15 protein-coding genes and 4 tRNA genes are annotated in these 23,142 nt (G+C 60.3%); all 19 read right to left on the bottom strand.

Annotated features, from left to right (window positions below):
• Positions 1-11: 11 nt before the first annotated feature.
• The 19 genes from tuf (ACLRDN_RS00600) to ACLRDN_RS00510 all read right to left on the bottom strand — a co-directional run bounded on the left by tuf (ACLRDN_RS00600) (position 12) and on the right by ACLRDN_RS00510 (position 23,064).
• Positions 12-1,202: an elongation factor Tu gene (gene tuf / locus ACLRDN_RS00600; RefSeq protein WP_008334097.1), complete on the bottom strand. Its 1,191-nt coding sequence runs from the start codon at positions 1,200-1,202 to the stop codon at positions 12-14.
• A gap of 110 nt (positions 1,203-1,312) precedes the next feature.
• Positions 1,313-3,418: an elongation factor G gene (gene fusA, locus ACLRDN_RS00595; protein WP_198984395.1), complete on the bottom strand. Its 2,106-nt coding sequence runs from the start codon at positions 3,416-3,418 to the stop codon at positions 1,313-1,315.
• Positions 3,419-3,544: 126 nt separating this feature from the next.
• Positions 3,545-4,015, bottom strand: a complete 471-nt coding sequence (gene rpsG / locus ACLRDN_RS00590) for a 30S ribosomal protein S7 (RefSeq protein WP_006465489.1) — start codon at positions 4,013-4,015, stop codon at positions 3,545-3,547.
• 158 nt (positions 4,016-4,173) lie between these two features.
• Positions 4,174-4,557, bottom strand: coding sequence for a 30S ribosomal protein S12 (gene rpsL / locus ACLRDN_RS00585; RefSeq protein WP_006465490.1), 384 nt, complete (start codon positions 4,555-4,557; stop codon positions 4,174-4,176).
• Between the two features lie 353 nt (positions 4,558-4,910).
• Positions 4,911-6,068, bottom strand: coding sequence for a hemin-degrading factor (locus tag ACLRDN_RS00580; RefSeq protein ID WP_413458554.1), 1,158 nt, complete (start codon positions 6,066-6,068; stop codon positions 4,911-4,913).
• A 43-nt stretch (positions 6,069-6,111) separates the two neighbouring features.
• Entirely contained in the window at positions 6,112-8,376 is a 2,265-nt protein-coding gene (locus ACLRDN_RS00575) for a TonB-dependent hemoglobin/transferrin/lactoferrin family receptor (RefSeq protein ID WP_413458553.1), read from the bottom strand.
• Positions 8,377-8,774: 398 nt separating this feature from the next.
• On the bottom strand, positions 8,775-13,016 hold the full coding sequence (gene rpoC, locus ACLRDN_RS00570) for a DNA-directed RNA polymerase subunit beta' (RefSeq protein ID WP_039790487.1): 4,242 nt from the start codon (positions 13,014-13,016) through the stop codon (positions 8,775-8,777).
• Between the two features lie 284 nt (positions 13,017-13,300).
• Positions 13,301-17,407 carry a DNA-directed RNA polymerase subunit beta gene (rpoB, locus tag ACLRDN_RS00565; protein ID WP_413458552.1) on the bottom strand — a complete coding sequence of 1,369 codons (4,107 nt, stop codon included), beginning with the start codon at positions 17,405-17,407 and terminating at the stop codon, positions 13,301-13,303.
• A 279-nt stretch (positions 17,408-17,686) separates the two neighbouring features.
• Positions 17,687-18,064, bottom strand: a complete 378-nt coding sequence (gene rplL, locus ACLRDN_RS00560; protein ID WP_034333536.1) for a 50S ribosomal protein L7/L12 — start codon at positions 18,062-18,064, stop codon at positions 17,687-17,689.
• Positions 18,065-18,160: 96 nt separating this feature from the next.
• A complete protein-coding gene (rplJ, locus tag ACLRDN_RS00555; RefSeq protein ID WP_006465496.1) occupies positions 18,161-18,658 on the bottom strand; it encodes a 50S ribosomal protein L10 in 498 nt (165 codons plus the stop codon).
• A 335-nt stretch (positions 18,659-18,993) separates the two neighbouring features.
• Positions 18,994-19,689, bottom strand: a complete 696-nt coding sequence (gene rplA / locus ACLRDN_RS00550) for a 50S ribosomal protein L1 (protein WP_413458551.1) — start codon at positions 19,687-19,689, stop codon at positions 18,994-18,996.
• The gene (gene rplK, locus ACLRDN_RS00545; RefSeq protein ID WP_007875265.1) at positions 19,689-20,120 is read right to left on the bottom strand and encodes a 50S ribosomal protein L11; all 432 of its coding nucleotides are present in this window, start codon (positions 20,118-20,120) and stop codon (positions 19,689-19,691) included. Before rplK ends, rplA begins: the two co-directional genes overlap by 1 nt.
• Before the next feature lie 160 nt (positions 20,121-20,280).
• Positions 20,281-20,871, bottom strand: a complete 591-nt coding sequence (gene nusG, locus ACLRDN_RS00540) for a transcription termination/antitermination protein NusG (RefSeq protein ID WP_034333546.1) — start codon at positions 20,869-20,871, stop codon at positions 20,281-20,283.
• A gap of 1 nt (position 20,872) precedes the next feature.
• Positions 20,873-21,253 (bottom strand): preprotein translocase subunit SecE, encoded by a 381-nt coding sequence (secE, locus tag ACLRDN_RS00535; RefSeq protein WP_013232176.1) that lies wholly within the window; start codon positions 21,251-21,253, stop codon positions 20,873-20,875.
• 31 nt (positions 21,254-21,284) lie between these two features.
• Positions 21,285-21,360: transfer RNA gene (locus ACLRDN_RS00530), tRNA-Trp, on the bottom strand.
• Positions 21,361-21,433: 73 nt separating this feature from the next.
• On the bottom strand, positions 21,434-22,624 hold the full coding sequence (gene tuf / locus ACLRDN_RS00525) for an elongation factor Tu (protein ID WP_008334097.1): 1,191 nt from the start codon (positions 22,622-22,624) through the stop codon (positions 21,434-21,436).
• Between the two features lie 80 nt (positions 22,625-22,704).
• Positions 22,705-22,779: transfer RNA gene (locus ACLRDN_RS00520), tRNA-Thr, on the bottom strand.
• A gap of 46 nt (positions 22,780-22,825) precedes the next feature.
• Positions 22,826-22,899: transfer RNA gene (locus tag ACLRDN_RS00515), tRNA-Gly, on the bottom strand.
• Between the two features lie 79 nt (positions 22,900-22,978).
• Positions 22,979-23,064, bottom strand: a tRNA-Tyr gene (locus ACLRDN_RS00510).
• Between the last annotated feature and the right edge of the window lie 78 nt (positions 23,065-23,142).

Genomic DNA, 23,142 nt, shown 5'->3' with positions numbered 1-23,142 from the left:
TGATCCGACGATTAGTCGAAGATCTTGGCAACCACGCCGGCGCCGACGGTACGGCCGCCTTCACGGATAGCGAAGCGCAGACCTTCTTCCATGGCGATCGGGTTGATCAGTTGCACGGTGATCGACACGTTGTCGCCCGGCATGACCATTTCCTTGTCCTTCGGCAGTTCGATCGCACCGGTCACGTCGGTGGTACGGAAGTAGAACTGCGGACGGTAGTTGTTGAAGAACGGGGTGTGACGGCCGCCTTCGTCCTTCGACAGAACATAGATCTCGCCGGTGAAGTGCTTGTGCGGCTTGATCGAACCCGGCTTGGCCAGAACCTGGCCACGCTGCACGTCTTCACGCTTGGTGCCGCGCAGCAGCACGCCAACGTTGTCGCCAGCTTGACCTTGGTCCAGCAGCTTGCGGAACATTTCCACGCCGGTGCAGGTGGTCTTCTGGGTGTCAGCGATACCGACGATTTCGATTTCTTCGCCGACCTTGATGATGCCGCGCTCAACGCGACCGGTCACCACGGTGCCACGGCCGGAGATCGAGAACACGTCTTCCACCGGCATCAGGAAGGTACCGTCAACGGCACGTTCCGGGGTCGGGATGTAGGTGTCCAGGGCTTCAGCCAGAGCCATGATGGCTTGCTCGCCCAGGGGACCAGTGTCGCCTTCCAGCGCCAGCTTGGCCGAACCCTTCACGATGGGCAGGTCGTCGCCAGGGAACTCGTACTTCGACAGCAGTTCGCGCACTTCCATTTCCACCAGTTCCAGCAGTTCAGCGTCGTCCACCATGTCAGCCTTGTTCAGGAAGACGATGATGTAAGGCACGCCAACCTGACGCGACAGCAGGATGTGTTCGCGGGTCTGGGGCATCGGGCCGTCAGCGGCCGAGCACACCAGGATCGCGCCGTCCATCTGGGCTGCGCCGGTGATCATGTTCTTCACATAGTCGGCGTGGCCTGGGCAGTCAACGTGCGCGTAGTGGCGGTTTGCGGTTTCGTATTCGACGTGCGCGGTGTTGATGGTGATGCCGCGTGCCTTTTCTTCAGGCGCTGCGTCGATCTGGTCGTAGGCCTTCGCTTCGCCGCCGAACTTCTTCGACAGAACGGTTGCGATTGCAGCGGTCAGGGTGGTCTTGCCGTGGTCAACGTGACCGATGGTGCCGACGTTCACGTGCGGCTTGGTCCGTTCAAACTTGCCTTTTGCCATTTTAAATTTCCTTCAAAAGAACGATATGTTCGATGTTCAATATTCAATGTAAGGCTGGTGATCCAGCCAGCGATCTCCCCCAACTCGGAAGAGATCGCCATTCCTGCAACTTACTTGGCCTTGGAAGTGACGATTGCGTCGATCACGTTCTTGGGCGCTTCGGAGTAGTGCTTGAATTCCATCGAGTAGGTTGCACGGCCTTGAGTAGCCGAACGCAGCGTGGTCGAGTAACCAAACATTTCCGACAGGGGCACTTCAGCCTTGATGATCTTGCCACCACCGCCGGCGATTTCATCCATGCCCTGGACCATGCCACGGCGGGAGGACAGATCGCCCATCACGGTACCGGCGTAATCTTCCGGGGTTTCCACTTCGACAGCCATCATCGGCTCCAGGATGACGGGGCTGGCGCGGCGGCAACCATCCTTGAAGGCCATCGAACCGGCCATGCGGAAGGCGTTTTCGTTCGAGTCCACATCGTGGTACGAACCGAAGAACAGGGTGACCTTGACGTCAACGACAGGGTAACCAGCCAGCACGCCGGTGTTCAGGGTTTCACGCACGCCCTTTTCAACGGCCGGGATGAATTCGCGAGGAACGGTACCGCCCTTGATCGCGTCGACGAACTCGAAGCCCTTGCCGGCTTCTTGCGGCTCGATCTTCAGGACGACGTGACCGTACTGACCACGACCACCCGACTGCTTGACGAACTTGCCTTCGGACTCTTCGCAGGTCTTGCGGATGGTTTCGCGGTAAGCCACTTGCGGCTTGCCGACGGTGGCTTCAACGTTGAATTCGCGCTTCATGCGGTCAACGATGATGTCCAGGTGCAGCTCGCCCATACCGGCGATGATGGTCTGGCCCGATTCTTCGTCGGTACGCACGCGGAACGACGGATCTTCAGCAGCCAGGCGGTTCAGGGCCAGGCCCATCTTTTCCTGGTCGGCCTTGGTCTTGGGTTCCACAGCCTGCGAGATCACCGGCTCGGGGAAGACCATGCGCTCCAGCACGACCATTGCCTTGTCGTCGCACAGGGTGTCACCGGTGGTGGTGTCCTTCAGGCCCACGACGGCGGCGATGTCACCGGCCATCATTTCCTTGATTTCTTCACGCTGGTTGGCGTGCATCTGAACGATACGGCCGATACGTTCCTTCTTCGACTTCACCGAGTTCAGCACGGTGTCGCCCGAGTTCAGGGTACCGGAGTAGCAGCGGATGAAGCACAGCTGGCCAACGAACGGGTCGGTAGCGATCTTGAAGGCCAGGGCGGAGAACTTCTCGTCGTCCTTGGCTTCGCGCACGACCGGCTCGTCGTCTTCGTTCAGGCCCGGAACCGGGGGAATGTCCACCGGCGACGGCAGGTATTCAACGACGCCGTCCAGCATGGCTTGCACGCCCTTGTTCTTGAAGGCGGTGCCGCACATCATCGGGACGATTTCGCCGGAGATGGTGCGTTGACGGATCGCGCCCTTGATTTCGGCTTCGGTCAGGTCGCCTTCTTCCAGGTACTTGTTCATCAGGTCTTCCGATGCTTCAGCAGCGGTTTCGACCAGGTTTTCACGCCACTTCTGCGCGTCAGCCTTCAGGTGCTCGGGGATGTCGCGGTAGTCGAACTTCATGCCCTGGGAAGCGTCGTCCCAGTAGATTGCGCGCATCTTGACCAGGTCGATCACGCCTTCGAAGTTTTCTTCGGCGCCGATAGGCACTTGCATCGGGATCGGGTTGGCCTTCAGGCGAGCACGCATCTGCTCATAGACCTTGAAGAAGTTGGCACCGGTACGGTCCATCTTGTTGACGAAGGCCAGACGCGGGACCTTGTACTTGTTGGCCTGACGCCACACGGTTTCCGACTGCGGCTGCACGCCGCCCACTGCACAGTAGACCATGCAGGCGCCGTCGAGCACGCGCATCGAACGTTCCACTTCGATGGTGAAGTCAACGTGACCCGGGGTGTCGATGATGTTGATGTGGTGGGCCGGGAAGTTGTTCGCCATGCCCTTCCAGTAACAGGTGGTCGCAGCGGACGTGATGGTGATGCCGCGCTCTTGTTCCTGTTCCATCCAGTCCATGGTGGCGGCGCCGTCGTGCACTTCACCGATCTTGTGGTTCACACCGGTGTAGAACAGCACGCGCTCGGTCGTGGTGGTCTTGCCAGCATCGATGTGCGCGGAGATACCGATGTTGCGGTAGCGCTCAATGGGGGTCTTGCGAGCCATGATTTATTCCTAAGTCTTTAATGCACGAAACCGAGCGTCATTTTTTTCAAATAAACGCTCGGCTCGAACCAATTTAGATGCAGGCCAGGAAACACCCGGATAGGGTACGCCCCGGCCCAGTCTTGATTAGAAGCGGAAGTGCGAGAACGCCTTGTTCGCTTCTGCCATACGGTGCACTTCATCACGACGCTTCATGGCGCCACCACGGCCTTCGGCGGCTTCCATCAGTTCACCACCCAGGCGCTGCGGCATCGACTTTTCGCTGCGCTTGTTGGCGGCTTCACGCAGCCAGCGCATCGACAGGGCCATACGGCGCACCGGACGCACTTCAACGGGCACCTGGTAGTTGGCGCCACCGACGCGGCGGGACTTCACTTCCACCATCGGCTTGCAGTTGTTCAGGGCTGCAGAGAACACTTCCAGCGGGTCCTTGCCCGACTTGGTCTGGATGTAGTCGAAGGCACCGTAGATGATGTTTTCAGCGACGGACTTCTTGCCCGACAGCATCAGCACGTTCACAAACTTGGCGACTTCAACGTTGCCGAACTTCGGATCCGGCAGAATTTCCCGCTTGGGGACTTCACGACGACGTGGCATTTCGATTCCTTTCAATCTTCAGTTGAGTGGGCGAACCCTGCTTCAACTTCGCCTGCACTCGCGGAGAGCCATCATGGCTTCCACTTACTCGGCCCAACCTGGACCGACTCTGAGTCTGTTCACACGACGCGCGAAAGCGTCATGATAAACACCAATTATTACTTCTTCGCTGCCTTGGCGCGCTTGGCACCGTACTTCGAGCGAGCTTGCTTACGATCCTTGACGCCCTGGGTATCCAGTGCACCGCGAACCATGTGGTAACGCACACCCGGCAAGTCCTTCACACGGCCGCCGCGGATCAGCACGACGCTGTGTTCTTGCAGGTTGTGGCCTTCACCGCCGATGTACGAAATGACTTCGAAACCGTTGGTCAGGCGCACCTTGGCCACCTTACGCAGCGCCGAGTTCGGCTTCTTCGGGGTGGTGGTGTACACGCGGGTGCAGACACCGCGCTTTTGCGGGCTGTTTTCCAGCGCCGGCGACTTGCTCTTCACGATCGCGCGGACACGTGGTTTGCTAATCAGTTGATTGATGGTTGGCATCGTTTTAATCCAACAAAGTACAACATTGAAAACAGGTTCCGGAATCGGTTGCCCGGAACCACACAGGAAACTCTTGTGCGCAAGACAATGCGCAAATCGGATTTAAGACCGCAAGGGAAGGTAGCGTCGCAGAAGCGATGTTTCAGACCAAAGAACGCATAAGCCCGGGAGAGCCTAAATTCGAGAACTCGCGAGTGTACGCCGGAATGTCCAGCGGGTCAACCCGAAGCGGGCTGCGGTGCCGGTTTGACGCGGTTTATGGCCATTTCGCCACGGTTTGCGGGTGGCGAAATGGCAATGTTTTCCATCATGCAAGAGTTGCGTGCGGCGCTTCCATTGCCTGCGCGGCAAGTTCAGCCGCGCGGCAGCGCCTCGACCATGTTGCGCCACTGCATCGTCTCGGGTTGACCGCGGTCGCGGCGGGAGAAGAAGTTGACGATCTGCCGGCCCTGGGCATCATAGAACTCCACCGAGGTGATCATGCCGTGATCGGTCGGACGGCGCACCACCCAGCCGTGATCCACCGCCTTGGCGCGCAGGTGCAGGTTGAACTCCGGATCGAGGACGTTGTACCAGTCCCCCGCCACGGCAGTCTTGCCGATCAGGCCGCTATAGATCTGCGTCATGCCGCCATTGCTGACGAAGACCATGATGGGCTGCTGGCGTTGCCTGGCATCTTCCAGCAGCGCCTGGGCCGCCTGCGGCGCGATACGCCAGGCGGAGTCGGGACCAATGAGCTGCAGTGCCTGTTCGCGGGTCAGCTTGAGCTCGCGCAGCAGGCGCGGGAATTGGTGCACGTCGGTCAACTCATGCCAGGACTGGCGCAGTTCGCGGATCGCCTCGGCACTGGGTGGCGCAGCCGGCTGTGTAGTCGCCGTCACCGGGCCGGGCTCGATGTGCAAGGCGGCCTGTTGATCGGGCAACCTGAAGTCCGCCACCAGGCGATCGAATTGAGCCACGTGCTGCTCATTGTCCAGATAGACCTTGTGCACGGCATCGCCCTGGCGGTCGAAGAACTGCAGGCTGCGGCTGGTCTTGCCATCCCGGCCCGCTTGCACTACCGCAAAGGCGCTGCCCCATTTGGTGGTGGCAAAACGCAGATCAATGGGGCCGCCCGCGAAGCCGGTCCCGGGGATCACCCTGCCCTGCTCATCCCGTTTGACGGGCGTGACTTCGCCGCTGCGCTCCAGCACGGCATCTTCATTGCGCGTAATGGCCTTGATGCGGCCCAGCTCCGGGAGACGCTCGAACAGGGCCTCGATATCGGCCGGGTCCCCCTTGAGGCGTACGGCATTGCGGCCGACCTGGGTGGCCAGCAAGGCCGATTCTTTGACACCGAGTTCACGTGCAGCATCTCGGGTATGAAGTTTTGGCTGCGAACGCTGCAGCTCTGCCCAGCGTTCGGACAAGGAGGGCTGGGTCGCGCAACCGGCAGCGGCCAGTGTCGTGGCCAGCAACACGGCCAGGGAGGTACGGTGCAACGCGCGGCGGGCGATGATGTGCTTGCTCATGGAATTCCTTCAGGATGAATGAGAGGTGGAGGGGTCCGGCGAATCAGTAGGCGATCTTCAGGCTGACGTTGAAGCTGCGCCCCGGCTCGGTATAGGCATCCTTGTTGACCGCGCTGTCGGCCAGCGACAGGCCGCGGATGTCGGTCCAGCTCCAGTACTTGCGGTCGAACAGGTTGCGGATGCCGGCGGTGACGGTCATGTTGCGGGTGAGGTGATAGCCGCCCGAGAGATCCATCACGAAGAAGGAAGGCGAGACGAAGTTGGTGGCCGTCGCAATGTCTTCCTTCTTCTTGGCCGCGTTGTAGACCAGGTCGCTCTGCACGAACCATTGCTGCGGGCGCTCATAGCGCAGGCCCGCCACCACCGACAGCGGGGCCACGGACTCCAGTCCCTGCTCGACGCCATTGGCAGTCGTGGTGCCCTTGGTCCAGGCGAACCCGCCCTTGACCGTGAAGCCATTGTCGAGCGCGTAATCGATACGCCCTTCCAGCCCGTGGATCTCGGCCTTGGCCGCATTGCGGTACTGGAAGATGGTCGGGTTGGCCACCGTCAGGTTGCCGCGCACGGTCACCAGGTCGATGAAGTTGCGGTAATTGCCCTTGTACGCCGCCGCGCTGTATCGCAGCGCTCCCGGCCCGGCCGCCAGCTTGCCGCGCAGGCCGACTTCGACCGTGTTGCTGGTCTCGGGCTTGAGGTCAGGATTGGAGATCTGGCGATAGACAGTATTGTTGAAGAAGGAATTGATCTCCTGCGGCGAGGGTGAACGGAAGCCGCGCGCATATTGGATGTAGGGGATGAAAGCCGGCGTGACTTCATAGAGGAACGCCAGGCGCGGCGAGAAGGCGCTGTCGCGGCTGCTCACTGCCGGCTGCCCGTTGGCGATGGCCTGGGCGTCATATTTCGCGCTGGCCTTGGGCTTGAGTTCATAGCTGTCCAGTCTCAGGCCGGCGATGGTGGTCAGCGCGCCGGTGCGCATCTCATCTTGCACATAGGCACCAAGCTGCGTGCTCTCAGTCTTGGGGAAGTACTGGCAATACTGCGTGCCGGTGCAACTGGTCCAGCCGGTGCCGTCGGCGCTGGTCTGCAAGGTGGACAGGCTCAGGTCCAGCCCATAGACCAGCTTGTGCCGCCAGCGGTCGGAGCCGAAGTTGCTCTCGGCCAGCAGGCTGCCGCTGATCATCTGGTCGCTGTACGAAACGGCACGGAAACGCGGCCGCACGATGCTCGCCGTACTGGTGCCGGCCTCATTGGTGAACTGCTCGGTGTCGGCATTGCGCCAGGTGAGGCTGGCCTTGAATTTCTGTATCCACGGCTGATCCGCATCGTTGCGTTCATAGGCCAGCGTGGCGCGCTGTCCGGTGGACTTGCTGCTGGTGCTGTAGGCGGTCACGCCGTTGCCGATCGCAGAAAGGCTGTCCCCGCTCTCGCGCTCTTCGGTGGCCTGCAGGGTGAGCTTGAAGGTGTCGATGCCATTGGGCTTGAAGACCAGTTTGCCCAGAGCCGAGCGATTGGTATAGCTCATCGGGTCGGGCATGGTGCGAGCGCTGCCGCGCACGTCATTGGCCCCCTTGTTGTCGCTCTCGTTGCCGTGGCGCGCATTGAGGATCAGCATGCCCTGCCACTGCTCGCTGCCCCAGGCCGCGCTGGCGGTTGCCCCAAAGCTCTTGTCGACCGAGTCGTAGGAAGGCTTGAAGGAGAAATAGCTGGACTTGCCATAAACGTCCAGCAAGTCGGACGGATCCTTGGTGATGAAGTTGACCGCGCCGGTGAGCCCATCGCTGCCGTAGAGCGAAGACGCAGGCCCGCGCAGCACTTCGATGCGGCGATACAGTTCGGTGTCCGTAGTCGCACCCCGCCCGACGCTGGCCACGCCCTGGCTGAAAGCACGCGGCATGACGATGCCGTCCTCCAGCATCAGCACGCGATTGCCATCGAGGCCACGGATGGTGATGCCCTCATTGCCGCCACGCCCGGTGGTGGCCGTCGCCCCCGTGATGCCGGACATGCGATACACCGAGCGCCGCACCTCCACCCCCGGCTCGTAGCGCAAGGCATCCTTGATGTCCTTGGCGTTGTGCTCCTCGATCTCCTCGGAGGTGATGACGGAGACGGTGGCGGCCGCGTGATCGAGGTCACTGCTGCCGGAACGATTGGCCGTGACCACCACGTCCTGCAGCTTCTTGCCGCTGGCTTGCGCCAATGTGATGGATTCACTCGCCGACGCGCGAGCGGGATTGGCTTGGGTATTGGCATCGGCTGATTGCGCAAAGGCACTCGCACACAGCCACTGCTGCAGCGCCAGGAACACGGCCGCTGCACACTTCGATTTGCATGGAAACACTGGTAACCACCCCTTGGTCTGGTTCGGTTACTAGCGCTGGCTGGCTACCTCTTGGATAAAAACGGCCTGTGGAAACAGGTCGTCATCGATATGAAGATTGATTCCACGCGACGGGAACCAAATGAGAATCATTATTATTTGTAGATGATAAAAGATTCACTCATCCTTGGCAATGCCGCAAGCAGCAAGGCCTACCGCCAGTAGGGACAAACAGGGATATGAAAGCCGTGATGCCCCGGCAAACACCGCCCATGAACGAAAAAACGGCACCGGAATTGCTCCCGGTGCCGTTCTCTCTTGCAGCTTGTTGTCTTGCCGGGGCGGCCGGTCCTGCTGGCCGCCCCGTGATGCCTTGCCAGCGATGCTTACGCTTCGCCTTCGCCGCCACCGATGGATTCGGTCGAGGAGACTTCCTCGTCGGCGAAGTCGGAACGGGAGGCACGTTCGGCTTCGAGCAGTGCTGCGCGCTCTTCGGCTTCCCATGCATCCTTTTCCTTGCGGGCGCGGTGGAAGGCCAGGCCAGTACCGGCCGGGATCAGGCGGCCGACGATGACGTTTTCCTTCAGGCCGCGCAGGCCGTCCTTCTTGCCCATGATCGCCGCTTCGGTCAGCACGCGGGTGGTTTCCTGGAACGATGCGGCCGAGATGAAGGAGTCGGTCGACAGCGATGCCTTGGTAATACCCAGCAGCACGTTTTCGTAAGTCGCCGGGATCTTGCCTTCGGCGGTCACGCGGTCGTTCTCGTCCAGCAGTTCGGAGCGCTCGACCTGCTCACCGGTGATGTAGTTGGTGTCGCCCGGCTCCACCACTTGCACGCGGCGCAGCATCTGGCGCACGATCACTTCGATGTGCTTGTCGTTGATCTTCACGCCCTGCAGACGGTACACGTCCTGCACTTCGTCCACGATGTAGCGGGCCAGCGCTTCGATACCCAGCAGACGCAGGATGTCCTGCGGATCGGCCGGACCGTCGACGATCATTTCGCCCTTGTTCACCACCTGGCCGTCGTGCACCAGCACTTGCTTGTCCTTGGTGATCAGGAACTCGTGCTTGGTACCTTCCATGTCGGTGATTTCCAGACGCTGCTTGCCCTTGGTTTCCTTGCCGAAGGCAACGGTACCAGTGACTTCGGCCAGCATGCCGGCATCCTTCGGCGAACGGGCTTCGAACAGCTCGGCCACGCGCGGCAGACCACCGGTAATGTCACGGGTCTTCTGCGATTCGGTCGGGATACGGGCCAGCACTTCACCCACATGCACCTGCTGGCCGTCCTTGACGGTGATCAGCGCGCCGACCTGGAAGCCGATGGTCACCGAGTGTTCGGTGCCGGCGATCTTCACTTCTTCGCCTTGTTCGTTCAGCAGTTTCACCTGCGGACGCATGACCTTGGACGACGGACCACGACGCTTGGCATCGATGACCACCAGGGTCGACAGACCGGTGACTTCGTCGATCTGCTTGGCCACGGTCGAACCCTCTTCCACGTTTTCGAACTTCACGGTACCGGAGTACTCGGTGATGATCGGACGGGTCAGCGGATCCCAGGTCGCCAGTGCGGTACCGGCCTTGATGGTCAGGCCATCCTTGACGATCAGGGTGGCGCCGTACGGCACTTTGTGACGCTCGCGCTCACGGCCCAGGTCGTCGGTGATCAGCACTTCGCCGGAACGGGAAATGACGATCTGTTCGCCCTTGCCATTGGTCACGTAACGCATCGTGGCGGTGAAGCGCACGGTGCCGTTGGACTTGGCTTCCACCGAGGAGGCCACCGCTGCACGCGATGCTGCACCACCGATGTGGAAGGTACGCATGGTCAGCTGGGTACCCGGCTCACCGATGGACTGCGCAGCCACCACACCAACCGCTTCGCCGGAGTTCACCAGCAGGCCACGGCCCAGGTCGCGGCCATAGCACTTGGCGCACAGGCCATAGCGGGTGTCGCAGGTCAGCGGAGTACGAACCTTCACTTCGTCGATACCCATGCGTTCGATCTCTTCGACCTTGTCTTCGTCCAGCAGGGTGCCGGCTTCGAACAGGGTGGCTTGATCTTCCGGGTTGACGATGTCGGTCGCAGCCACACGGCCGAGGATACGGTCGCGCAGGGCTTCGATGACTTCACCGCCTTCAACCAGCGCCTTCATGGCCGAACCGTTGGAGGTGCCGCAATCGTCTTCGATCACGACCAGATCCTGGGTCACGTCCACCAGACGACGGGTCAGGTAACCGGAGTTTGCGGTCTTCAGCGCGGTGTCGGCCAGACCCTTACGGGCGCCGTGCGTCGAGATGAAGTACTGCAACACGTTCAGGCCTTCGCGGAAGTTCGCGGTAATGGGCGTCTCGATGATGGAGCCGTCAGGCTTGGCCATCAGGCCGCGCATACCGGCCAGCTGGCGAATCTGGGCCGCCGAACCACGGGCGCCGGAGTCGGCCATCATGTAAATCGCGTTGAACGATTCCTGAGTGGTCTTCTTGCCTTCGCGGGTGATGACGTCTTCCACCTTCAGCTGGTCCATCATGGCCTTGCCGACTTCGTCACCGGCCTTGCCCCAGATGTCCACGACCTTGTTGTAGCGCTCGCCTGCGGTCACCAGACCCGAGGAGTACTGCTGTTCGATCTGCTTGACTTCGGACTCGGCAGCCGCGATCAGGGTAGCCTTTTGCGGCGGCACCAGCATGTCGTCCACGCAGATGGAGATACCGGCGCGGGTCGCCAGGCGGAAGCCCGACTGCATCAGCTGGTCAGCAAACACGACCGTGGCACGCAGACCGCACTTGCGGAAGGACGTGTTGATCAGCTTGGAGATTTCCTTCTTCTTCAGCGCGCGGTTCAGCACCGAGAACGGCAGGCCCTTGGGCAGGATCTCGGAGAGGATGGCGCGGCCGATGGTGGTCTCGTAGCGCTTGACGGTACGCACGAATTCGCCGGTGACCGGATCCTTCGGGTGTTCCACGATACGCACCGTGATACGGGTAGCCAGCTCGACTTCCTTGTTGTCGTAAGCGCGGATGACTTCCGACACGTCCTGGAACATCATGCCTTCGTTCTTGCCGTTGATGGCTTCACGGGTGGCATAGTACAGACCCAGCACGATATCCTGGGACGGCACGATCGACGGTTCGCCGTTGGACGGGAACAGGATGTTGTTGGAGGCCAGCATCAGGGTGCGGGCTTCCATCTGTGCTTCGATCGACAGCGGAACGTGGACAGCCATCTGGTCGCCGTCGAAGTCGGCGTTGAACGCTGCGCACACCAGCGGGTGCAGCTGGATCGCCTTGCCTTCGATCAGGACCGGCTCGAACGCCTGGATGCCCAGACGGTGCAGGGTCGGCGCACGGTTCAGCATGACCGGGTGTTCGCGGATGACTTCTTCCAGGATGTCCCAGACCACCGGCTCTTGCGCTTCCACCAGCTTCTTGGCGGCCTTGATGGTGGTCGACAGACCCATCAGTTCCAGCTTGTTGAAGATGAAGGGCTTGAACAGTTCCAGGGCCATCAGCTTGGGCAGGCCGCATTGGTGCAGCTTCAGCTGCGGGCCCACCACGATGACCGAACGGCCCGAGTAGTCCACGCGCTTGCCCAGCAAGTTCTGACGGAAACGGCCGCCCTTGCCCTTGATCATTTCGGCCAGCGACTTCAGCGGGCGCTTGTTGGCGCCGGTCATGGCCTTGCCGCGACGACCGTTGTCCAGCAGCGAGTCGACCGCTTCCTGCAGCATGCGCTTTTCGTTGCGCGTGATGATTTCTGGAGCACGCAGCTCCATCAGGCGCTTCAGGCGGTTGTTACGGTTGATGACGCGGCGGTACAGGTCGTTCAGGTCGGAGGTCGCGAAGCGGCCGCCATCCAGCGGCACCAGCGGACGCAGTTCCGGCGGCAGCACGGGCAGCACTTCCATGATCATCCAGTCGGGCTTGATGCCCGAGCGCTGGAACGCCTCCAGCACCTTCAGGCGCTTGGCGTACTTCTTGATCTTGGCTTCGGACTTGGAGTCCTTCAGTTCCTGGCGCAGGGTTTCCGCTTCGCGGTCGATGTCGATCGAGCGCAGCAGTTCGCGGATACCTTCGGCGCCCATGAAGGCGATGAAGTCGTCGCCGTACTCTTCGTACTTGGCGGCGTAGTCGTCTTCGGACATGATCTGGCACTTCTTCAGCGGGGTCATGCCAGGATCGGTCACGACGTAGGCTTCGAAGTACAGCACGCGCTCGATGTCGCGCAGGGTCATGTCCAGCACCATGCCCAGACGGGACGGCAGCGACTTCAGGAACCAGATGTGGGCAGTCGGGGACGCCAGCTCGATGTGGCCCATGCGCTCACGGCGCACCTTGGCCAGGGTCACTTCCACGCCGCACTTTTCGCAGATCACGCCACGGTGCTTCAGGCGCTTGTACTTGCCGCACAGGCACTCGTAGTCCTTGATGGGGCCGAAGATCTTGGCGCAGAACAGGCCGTCGCGCTCAGGCTTGAAGGTACGGTAGTTGATGGTTTCCGGCTTCTTGACTTCGCCGAAGGACCACGAGCGGATCTTGTCAGGCGAAGCCAGACCGATCTTGATCGCGTCGAATTGTTCGTTTTGCTGGACTTGCTTGAATAGATCGAGCAGTGCTTTCATGTATCACTCCAGGTTGGCGTGAGAAACTAAATTTACGTGTGGCCGGTTCACCCTGCTTAACCCTGTTCGCATCAGCGGGAGAGCCACCGAAGCTTCTGCTTCGTGGTGCCGCTCGATACCGGGACAGACCTCCCCAGCTTACTGCCGTACTTCGCTTGAATCTCTTGATTCTCTTGATTCGTTCACATCGCCCGTGGAGCGATGCGTCACTACTGAATTCTTGAATTCTTGTTTTGCCGGAAAAACCGGCGGGGTGCGCAGCCTGCGCCGCGCACCCCTTTACATCATTCGCGTTCCAGGTCGATGTCGATACCCAGCGAGCGGATTTCCTTCACCAACACGTTGAAGGATTCCGGCATGCCGGCATCGATCACGTGATCGCCCTTGACCAGGTTCTCGTACACCTTGGTACGGCCGTTCACGTCGTCGGACTTCACCGTCAGCATTTCCTGCAGGACGTAGGAGGCACCGTAAGCTTCCAGTGCCCACACTTCCATTTCGCCGAAACGCTGGCCGCCGAACTGCGCCTTGCCGCCCAGCGGCTGCTGGGTCACCAGCGAGTACGGGCCGGTGGAACGAGCGTGCATCTTGTCGTCGACCAGGTGGTGCAGCTTCAGGTAGTGCATGTAGCCAACGGTCACGGTGCGCTCGAAAGCTTCGCCGGTACGGCCGTCATACATGGTGACCTGGTTCTTGGACGGGGTCATGCCCAGCTGCTTGGCGATCGGGTCCGGGTAGGCCAGATCGAGCATGCGGCGGGTTTCATCTTCATGCGCACCGTCGAACACCGGGGTCGCGAAGGGCACGCCCTTCTTCAGGTTGGTCACCAGCTCGATGATTTCCTCATCGCTGAAGGTATCCAGTTCTTCCTTCTTGCCCGATTCGTTGTAGATGGTGGTGAGGAACTTGCGCAGTTCCGCGACCTTGGCTTGCGCCTGCACCATCTCGCCCAGACGCAGGCCCAGACCCTTGGCCGCCCAGCCCAGGTGAACTTCCAGCACCTGGCCGACGTTCATACGGGACGGAACGCCCAGCGGGTTCAGCACGATGTCGGCGGGGGTACCGTCGGCCATGTGCGGCATGTCTTCGATCGGCAGGATACGCGAGACCACACCCTTGTTACCGTGACGGCCGGCCATCTTGTCGCCAGGCTGCAGGCGGCGCTTCACGGCCAGGTAGACCTTGACCATCTTCTGCACGCCCGGCGGCAGTTCGTCGCCCTGGGTCAGCTTCTTGCGCTTCTCTTCGAAGGCCAGGTCGAACTGGTGACGCTTCTCGGCGATGGATTCCTTGATGGCTTCCAGTGCGTTGGCGATGTCGTCGTCGGCCGGGCGGATGTCGAACCAGTGGAACTTGTCCAGGTCGTCCAGGTAAGCCTTGTCCAGCTTGGTACCCTTGACCAGCTTCTTCGGACCGCCGTTGGCGACCTTGCCGATCAAGAGACGCTCCAGACGCTGGAAGGCATCGCCTTCCACGATACGCAGCTGGTCGTTCAGGTCCAGGCGATAGCGCTTGAGTTCATCATCGATGATCTGCTGGGCGCGCTTGTCGCGCTGGATGCCTTCGCGGGTGAACACTTGCACGTCGATGACGGTGCCGACCATGCCCGAGGGCACGCGCAACGAGGTGTCCTTCACATCGGAAGCCTTCTCGCCGAAGATCGCGCGCAGCAGCTTCTCTTCCGGGGTCAGCTGGGTCTCGCCCTTCGGGGTGACCTTGCCGACCAGGGTGTCGCCGGCTTCGACTTCGGCGCCGATGTAGACGATACCCGACTCATCCAGGCGGGCCAGTTGGTTCTCGGCCAGGTTGGAGATGTCGCGGGTGATTTCTTCTGCACCCAGCTTGGTGTCACGTGCAACGACCGACAGTTCCTCGATGTGGATCGAGGTGTAGCGGTCATCGGCCACGACCTTCTCGGAGATCAGGATCGAGTCTTCGAAGTTGTAGCCGTTCCAGGGCATGAACGCCACCAGCATGTTCTGGCCCAGGGCCAGCTCGCCCATGTCGGTGGAGGCACCGTCGGCGATCACGTCATGCTTGGCCACGCGGTCACCGATCTTGACGATCGGGCGCTGGTTGATGTTGGTGTTCTGGTTGGAACGGGTGTACTTGATCAGGTTGTAGATGTCCACACCGACTTCGCCCGCTTGCGCTTCGTCGTCGTTGACGCGGATCACCACACGGCCTGCATCGACGTAGTCCACCACGCCGCCACGCAGGGCTTGCACGGTAGTACCGGAGTCGACTGCCACGGTACGCTCGATGCCGGTGCCGACCAACGGCTTTTCCGGACGCAGGCAAGGCACGGCCTGGCGCTGCATGTTGGCGCCCATCAGTGCACGGTTCGCGTCATCGTGTTCCAGGAACGGAATCAGCGAGGCTGCCACCGACACCACCTGGCCCGGGGCCACGTCCATGTACTGCACGCGTTCCGGCGAGACCAGGATGGTTTCGCCAGCTTCACGGGCCGACACCAGTTCGTCGGACAGCTTGCCTTCGCCGTCGATGGTCGCGTTCGCCTGGGCGATCACGTAACGACCTTCTTCGATGGCCGACAGGTAGTCGATCTGGTTGGTGACCTTGCTGCCCTCGACCTTGCGGTACGGGGTTTCCAGGAAACCGTATTCGTTCAGGCGGGCATACAGCGCCAGCGAGTTGATCAGGCCGATGTTCGGGCCTTCAGGCGTTTCGATCGGGCAGACGCGGCCGTAGTGGGTCGGGTGCACGTCGCGTACTTCGAAGCCGGCGCGTTCGCGGGTCAGACCGCCAGGGCCCAGGGCGGAAACGCGGCGCTTGTGCGTGATTTCCGACAGCGGGTTGGTCTGGTCCATGAACTGCGACAGCTGGGACGAACCGAAGAACTCGCGGATGGCAGCCGAGATCGGCTTGGAGTTGATCAGGTCGTGCGGCATCAGGTTGTCCGCCTCGGCTTGGCCCAGGCGTTCCTTGACGGCACGCTCCACGCGCACCAGGCCGGCGCGGAACTGGTTTTCGGCCAGTTCGCCCACGCAACGCACGCGACGGTTGCCCAGGTGGTCGATGTCATCGACTTCGCCACGGCCGTTACGCAGTTCGACCAGGATCTTGATGACGGCCAAGATGTCGTCATTGGACAGGGTCATCGGACCGGTCAGCTCGTCGCGGCTGACGCGACGGTTGAACTTCATGCGGCCCACGGCCGACAGGTCGTAGCGGTCTTCGCTGTAGAACAGGCCGTTGAACAGCGCTTCCACGGACTCTTCGGTCGGCGGTTCGCCAGGACGCATCATGCGGTAGATCGCCACGCGAGCGGCGGTCTGGTCGGCGGTGTCGTCGGTGCGCAGGGTCTGCGAGATGTAGCCGCCCTGGTCCAGGTCGTTGGTGTACAGGGTCTGGATGGCCGAGATGTTGGCTTCGCGCAGCTTGGCCAGCAGTTCTTCGGTCAGTTCGTCGTTGGCGCTGGCCACGACTTCACCGGTGTCCGGATCGACGATGTTCTTGGCCAGCACGCGGCCCAGCAGGTAGTCCTCAGGCACGGAGATGTGCTTGATGCCGGCGGCTTCAATGTCACGCACGTGCTTGGCGTTGATGCGCTTGTCCTTGGCGACCATCACCTTGCCCGACTTGTCGGTGATGTCGAAACGTGCGACTTCACCGCGCAGGCGCTCGGAGACGAACTCCATGTCCGCGCCTTCGGCGTGCAGGTTGAAGTTGTCGAAGACGAAGAAGTTCGCCAGGATCTGCTCGGAGGTCATCCCGATGGCCTTCAGCAGAATCGTCACCGGCATCTTGCGGCGGCGGTCGACGCGGAAGAACAGGATGTCCTTCGGGTCGAATTCGAAGTCCAGCCAGGAGCCACGGTAAGGAATGATGCGGGCCGAGAACAGCAGCTTGCCGGAAGAATGCGTCTTGCCGCGGTCGTGTTCGAAGAACACGCCCGGGGAGCGGTGCAGCTGGGACACGATCACGCGCTCGGTGCCGTTGATGACGAAGGAACCGGTGGTGGTCATCAGGGGCAGTTCGCCCATGTAGACTTCCTGTTCCTTCATTTCCTTGACGACCGGCTTGGTCGGCGATTCCTTGTCCAGGATCACCAGGCGCACCTTGGCACGCAGCGGGGACGCGAAGGTCAGGCCACGTTGTTGGCACTCTTTGACGTCAAACGGCGGAGCGCCCAGCACATACGACAGGAATTCGAGGCGCGCAAAGCCATTGTGCGACACGATGGGGAAAATCGAGGTGAAAGCCGATTGCAGGCCTTCATTCTTGCGTTCCGATGCGGCACGTTCGGGTTGCAGGAAATTCTGATACGACTCTATCTGAGTCGCGAGCAGGAACGGAACGTTGTGGACGTTTGCGCGTTTCGCGAAGGATTTGCGAATGCGCTTCTTCTCAGTAAATGAGTAGTGCATGGACACTCCGTGAGTGACAGGAAGGATAGAGAATTCAAGATTCGATCAGACCGCGCGACTTGCCGGCAAAGCAGTCCGGGCCATCGGCACTCAAATCTTCAAATGTCTACCCTAGTTTTTTGCTGAGATCGCGCTTAATATTCCCGACAACGAATACTGCGGCGCATCAACATCACCAGCAAAAATAAGAAACGACAAAGGAGCCAAAGCCGAATCCCTTTTTCAAGGGATTCTGCACTTTGACTCCGGAGTAATGACTCGCCTTGGTAGGCAAGAGAATTACTTCAGTTCGGCCTTGGCGCCAGCTTCTTCCAGCTTCTTCTTGGCAGCTTCAGCGTCAGCCTTGGCGATGCCTTCCTTGACCGGCTTCGGTGCACCGTCAACCAGATCCTTGGCTTCCTTCAGGCCCAGACCGGTGATTTCACGCACGGCCTTGATGACGCCGACCTTGTTGGCGCCGACTTCAGCCAGCACAACGGTGAACTCGGTCTGCTCTTCAGCAGCCGCAGCGGCACCAGCGCCACCGCCAGCAGCGGGAGCGGCCATTGCGGCAGCGGAAACACCAAACTTCTCTTCGAATGCCTTGACCAGGTCATTCAGTTCCATCACGGACAGCGCGCCAACGGCTTCCAGGATGTCTTCTTTGCTAATTGCCATTTGAAACTCCTAAATTTATTTCGGTAATAACATCAGATTGGTAGTGACGCGAAAGCATCGAAACTGCAGAGCGGGGCCGCCTCAGGCGGCCGTGCCTCATGCGGCTTCGGCTTCCTTCTTGGCTGCCAGGGCAGCCAGAGCGCGCGCAAAGCCCGACACCGGAGCCTGCATCATGCCCAGGACCTGGGCCAGCAGAACTTCGCGAGACGGGATGTTTGCCAGCGAAGCCACAGCAGCCTTGTCCAGCTGCTTGCCTTCGTAGTTACCTGCCTTCACAACCAGCTTGTCGTTGGTCTTGGCAAAGTCCGACAGGACTTTGGCAGCGGCCACGGCATCTTCCGAGATCGAGTAGATCAGCGGACCGGTCAGTTGCGGGGCGAGGTCGGCAAACTTCGTGCCTTCAACAGCGCGACGAGCCAGCGTGTTTTTCAACACGCGCAGGTACACGCCTTGGGCACGCGCTTGTGCGCGCAGTTGCGTCAAGGAACCAACCTGGATGCCACGGTATTCGGCCACGACGATCGTTTGCGCAGTTGCTACCTTTGCGGAAACTTCGGCGACGACGGCCTTCTTGTCATTCAGATTGAGACTCAAGATCAACCTCCAAAAATAGTACTCGGCCACTACACAGGCCACTGCCTGCTTGCCTTGCACCGGTTCGAACACGGCGTCCGACGTTTAGGAGTTCACTGCAGCATAGGGCAAAACTGAATATGCTGCCTGAGACTACGAAACTTGCTCGGGTTCACCATCTGCGTTGGGTTCACTGGACTTGCGGCCAGCGTTTTTAACTTCATCCGGCTTGTTGCTGCCGGCTTCCGCCCAACGGTCTTTGAAGGCCTGCCGCAATCGATTGCTGATTGCATTCAACTGCGGCAGCCCAAAGAGATGCCCCGCCTCCTCTCGGAAACGGGGACTGTATTGCTTGCTTAGGCAGCCAGGGAAGCCTGGTCCACGCGAACGCCAGCGCCCATGGTGGACGACAGAGCGATCTTGCGCAGGTAAACACCCTTGCTGCTGGCCGGCTTGGCCTTGTTCAGGGCATCGATCAGGGCCATCAGGTTGGCCTTCAGATCGGCGTCGGAGAACGACTTGCGGCCGATGGTGGCGTGGATGATACCGGACTTGTCGGTACGGTATTGCACTTGACCAGCCTTGGCGTTCTTGACGGCAGTCGCCACGTCCGGGGTCACGGTGCCAACCTTCGGGTTAGGCATCAGGCCGCGGGGACCCAGGATCTGACCCAGGGTACCGACGATACGCATGGTGTCGGGCGAAGCGATGACGATGTCGAACGGCATGTCGCCGGCCTTCACGCGCTCTGCCAGGTCTTCCATGCCGACCACGTCAGCGCCAGCTGCCTTGGCAGCTTCAGCCTTGTCGCCGGAGGCGAACACGGCCACGCGAACGGTCTTGCCGGTACCGGCAGGCAGCACCACCGAACCACGGACCACTTGGTCCGACTTCTTCGCGTCCACGCCCAGCTGGACGGACACGTCGATCGATTCGTTGAACTTGGCGGTTGCAAATTCCTTGATCAGGGAAACGGCGTTGTCGAACGGATAGGCCTTGGTACGATCGACCTTTTCCTTCATTGCCTTGACGCGCTTGGATACCTTAGCCATTACAGACCCTCCACCGTGATGCCCATCGAACGTGCGGAACCAGCGATGGTACGCACGGCAGCTTCCAGATCAGCAGCGGTCAGGTCCGGCTTCTTCTGGGTTGCGATCTCTTCCGCTTGCTTGCGGGTGATCTTGCCGACCTTGTCGGTATGCGGCTTGGCGGAACCCTTCTGGATACCAGCAGCCTTCTTGATCAGGATGGTCGCCGGCGGAGTCTTCATCACGAAGGTGAAGGACTTGTCCGCGAAGGCGGTGATCACGACCGGAATCGGCAGACCGGGTTCGACACCTTGAGTCTGGGCGTTGAAGGCCTTGCAGAACTCCATGATGTTCAGACCGCGCTGACCCAGGGCCGGGCCGATCGGGGGGGACGGGTTTGCTTTACCAGCTGGCACTTGCAGCTTGATAAAACCAATAATCTTCTTTGCCATGACGGCTCCTTATTGATTGAGTTGTAGCGCCGACTCATTCGCCTTGCGGCTCCTTACTGCGGCTCCTCGGATGGCTGGATGATCGGACGATGACTTGTCCGGTACGCTCCAGCGGGCGTTGAAAACTTGACAGGGAAAGGCGGGATTCCGGAGGGCGGGATCAGACTTTTTCCAGTTGGCCGAATTCGAGTTCGACCGGGGTGGCGCGACCGAAGATGGTGACCGAGACGCGCACGCGCGATTTCTCGTAGTTCACTTCCTCGACGTTGCCGTTGAAGTCGGTGAACGGGCCTTCCTTGATGCGGACCATTTCGCCAACTTCGTAGAGCACCTTCGGACGGGGCTTCTCGACGCCTTCTTGCATCTGGCGGAGCAGCGAGTCCACTTCGCGCTGCGGCAGCGGAGTCGGACGATTCGACTTGCCACCGATGAAACCGGTCACTTTGGCGGTGTTCTTCACCAAGTGCCAGGTCTCGTCCGTCATTTCCATCTCGACCAGGACGTAGCCCGGGAAGAAACGACGCTCGGTCACGGACTTGTGACCATTCTTCATATCAACGACTTCTTCAGTCGGCACCAGGATCTGGCCGAACTGTTCTTGCATGCCGGCGCGGTTGATGCGCTCGGTCAGCGCGCGCTGCACGCTCTTTTCCATGCCGGAATACGCATGCACCACGTACCAGCGCTTGTTTCCGGCGCTTGAAACGCTTTGCGCACCAATCGGTGCGCTGTCTTGCGTGCTATCGCTCATGTTATTTCCAGCCCAAAATTACGTCGTACAACAGGAACTCGAGCAACTTGTCCGTACCCCAGAGGAAGATGGCCATGATCAGCACGAAGGCGAAGACCACCGCCGTGATCTGCATGGCTTCCTTGCGGGTGGGCCAGACGACTTTCTTGGTTTCGCGCACGGATTCCTTGGCGAAACCGACGAAGCCGCGGCCTTGTGCAGACGTCCAGGCAAACGCCACAGCCACCAGCAGACCGGCGACCAGGGCGACAGCGCGCACCGGAGTCGACTGATCAGACAACACAAAAAAACCGACCACGCCTGCAACCACAGCCACGATCGCCAATGCGATCTTGATCTTGTCGTTGGAGGTGTTGACGGTTTGAACTGGCTGGCTAGACATATTTACTTTCAGTACCCTGCACCAGAGTCGGTGGCAGGGGCGGAGGGCATCGAACCCCCAACCTTCGGTTTTGGAGACCGACGCTCTGCCAATTGAGCTACGCCCCTACAAAAACTCGCGATTGAGACACGAATGCCGCGATACGTTACGCACCGCGGCAAAGTGTTTTACAGCTTGATCTTAGTCGAAGATCTTGGCAACCACGCCGGCGCCGACGGTACGGCCGCCTTCACGGATAGCGAAGCGCAGACCTTCTTCCATGGCGATCGGGTTGATCAGTTGCACGGTGATCGACACGTTGTCGCCCGGCATGACCATTTCCTTGTCCTTCGGCAGTTCGATCGCACCGGTCACGTCGGTGGTACGGAAGTAGAACTGCGGACGGTAGTTGTTGAAGAACGGGGTGTGACGGCCGCCTTCGTCCTTCGACAGAACATAGATCTCGCCGGTGAAGTGCTTGTGCGGCTTGATCGAACCCGGCTTGGCCAGAACCTGGCCACGCTGCACGTCTTCACGCTTGGTGCCGCGCAGCAGCACGCCAACGTTGTCGCCAGCTTGACCTTGGTCCAGCAGCTTGCGGAACATTTCCACGCCGGTGCAGGTGGTCTTCTGGGTGTCAGCGATACCGACGATTTCGATTTCTTCGCCGACCTTGATGATGCCGCGCTCAACGCGACCGGTCACCACGGTGCCACGGCCGGAGATCGAGAACACGTCTTCCACCGGCATCAGGAAGGTACCGTCAACGGCACGTTCCGGGGTCGGGATGTAGGTGTCCAGGGCTTCAGCCAGAGCCATGATGGCTTGCTCGCCCAGGGGACCAGTGTCGCCTTCCAGCGCCAGCTTGGCCGAACCCTTCACGATGGGCAGGTCGTCGCCAGGGAACTCGTACTTCGACAGCAGTTCGCGCACTTCCATTTCCACCAGTTCCAGCAGTTCAGCGTCGTCCACCATGTCAGCCTTGTTCAGGAAGACGATGATGTAAGGAACGCCAACCTGACGCGACAGCAGGATGTGTTCGCGGGTCTGGGGCATCGGGCCGTCAGCGGCCGAGCACACCAGGATCGCGCCGTCCATCTGGGCTGCGCCGGTGATCATGTTCTTCACATAGTCGGCGTGGCCTGGGCAGTCAACGTGCGCGTAGTGGCGGTTTGCGGTTTCGTATTCGACGTGCGCGGTGTTGATGGTGATGCCGCGCGCCTTTTCTTCAGGCGCTGCGTCGATCTGGTCGTAGGCCTTCGCTTCGCCGCCGAACTTCTTCGACAGAACGGTTGCGATTGCAGCGGTCAGGGTGGTCTTGCCGTGGTCAACGTGACCGATGGTGCCGACGTTCACGTGCGGCTTGGTCCGTTCAAACTTGCCTTTTGCCATCTTAGACTCCTAAATTTGATGAGAATGTCCAGGCAACACGCCCGACTGATTACTGACTTGTCAGCGATACGACGAGAAACTGGTGCCCTTGACGTGGATTGAACACGTGGCCTCTCCCTTACCAAGGGAGTGCTCTACCACTGAGCTACAAGGGCATTTTTCCGACTGCACAACAACCAAACATGCAACCGGACCAAAACTTGGAGCGGGTGAAGGGAATCGAACCCTCGTCTTAAGCTTGGAAGGCTTCAGCTCTACCATTGAGCTACACCCGCGAGGAAACAACGTTCACTTCACAACCGCCGCGTCTTTCGATCGCGTATGTACTGCAGACTGCTTTGACTCCCGGCCTATTGGTGGAGAGGGCTGGATTCGAACCAGCGTACTCGTAAGAGGGCAGATTTACAGTCTGCTGCCATTAACCACTCGGCCACCTCTCCGTGCAGGGAACTCAAAACTATAGAGGAACATCTTTGGACTGTCAACTAAATTTTCGCTTCGAGGCAAAATATTTTATC

This window comes from Herbaspirillum huttiense, from assembly GCF_047300815.1.
GTDB lineage: Bacteria > Pseudomonadota > Gammaproteobacteria > Burkholderiales > Burkholderiaceae_D > Herbaspirillum > Herbaspirillum huttiense_A.
The sequence above is the reverse complement of the archived record's forward strand: the minus strand, read 5'-3'. Positions and strand labels throughout refer to the sequence as shown.

Coding starts and splice junctions, on each gene's coding strand:
- rplL (WP_034333536.1), bottom strand. CDS start 18,064: ATGGCAATTAGCAAAGAAGACATCCTGGAAGCCGTTGGCGCGCTGTCC.
- ACLRDN_RS00580 (WP_413458554.1), bottom strand. CDS start 6,068: ATGAGCAAGCACATCATCGCCCGCCGCGCGTTGCACCGTACCTCCCTG.
- rpsL (WP_006465490.1), bottom strand. CDS start 4,557: ATGCCAACCATCAATCAACTGATTAGCAAACCACGTGTCCGCGCGATC.
- rplA (WP_413458551.1), bottom strand. CDS start 19,689: ATGGCTAAGGTATCCAAGCGCGTCAAGGCAATGAAGGAAAAGGTCGAT.
- nusG (WP_034333546.1), bottom strand. CDS start 20,871: ATGAGCGATAGCACGCAAGACAGCGCACCGATTGGTGCGCAAAGCGTT.
- fusA (WP_198984395.1), bottom strand. CDS start 3,418: ATGGCTCGCAAGACCCCCATTGAGCGCTACCGCAACATCGGTATCTCC.
- rpoB (WP_413458552.1), bottom strand. CDS start 17,407: ATGCACTACTCATTTACTGAGAAGAAGCGCATTCGCAAATCCTTCGCG.
- rpsG (WP_006465489.1), bottom strand. CDS start 4,015: ATGCCACGTCGTCGTGAAGTCCCCAAGCGGGAAATTCTGCCGGATCCG.
- rplK (WP_007875265.1), bottom strand. CDS start 20,120: ATGGCAAAGAAGATTATTGGTTTTATCAAGCTGCAAGTGCCAGCTGGT.
- secE (WP_013232176.1), bottom strand. CDS start 21,253: ATGTCTAGCCAGCCAGTTCAAACCGTCAACACCTCCAACGACAAGATC.
- rpoC (WP_039790487.1), bottom strand. CDS start 13,016: ATGAAAGCACTGCTCGATCTATTCAAGCAAGTCCAGCAAAACGAACAA.
- tuf (WP_008334097.1), bottom strand. CDS start 1,202: ATGGCAAAAGGCAAGTTTGAACGGACCAAGCCGCACGTGAACGTCGGC.
- tuf (WP_008334097.1), bottom strand. CDS start 22,624: ATGGCAAAAGGCAAGTTTGAACGGACCAAGCCGCACGTGAACGTCGGC.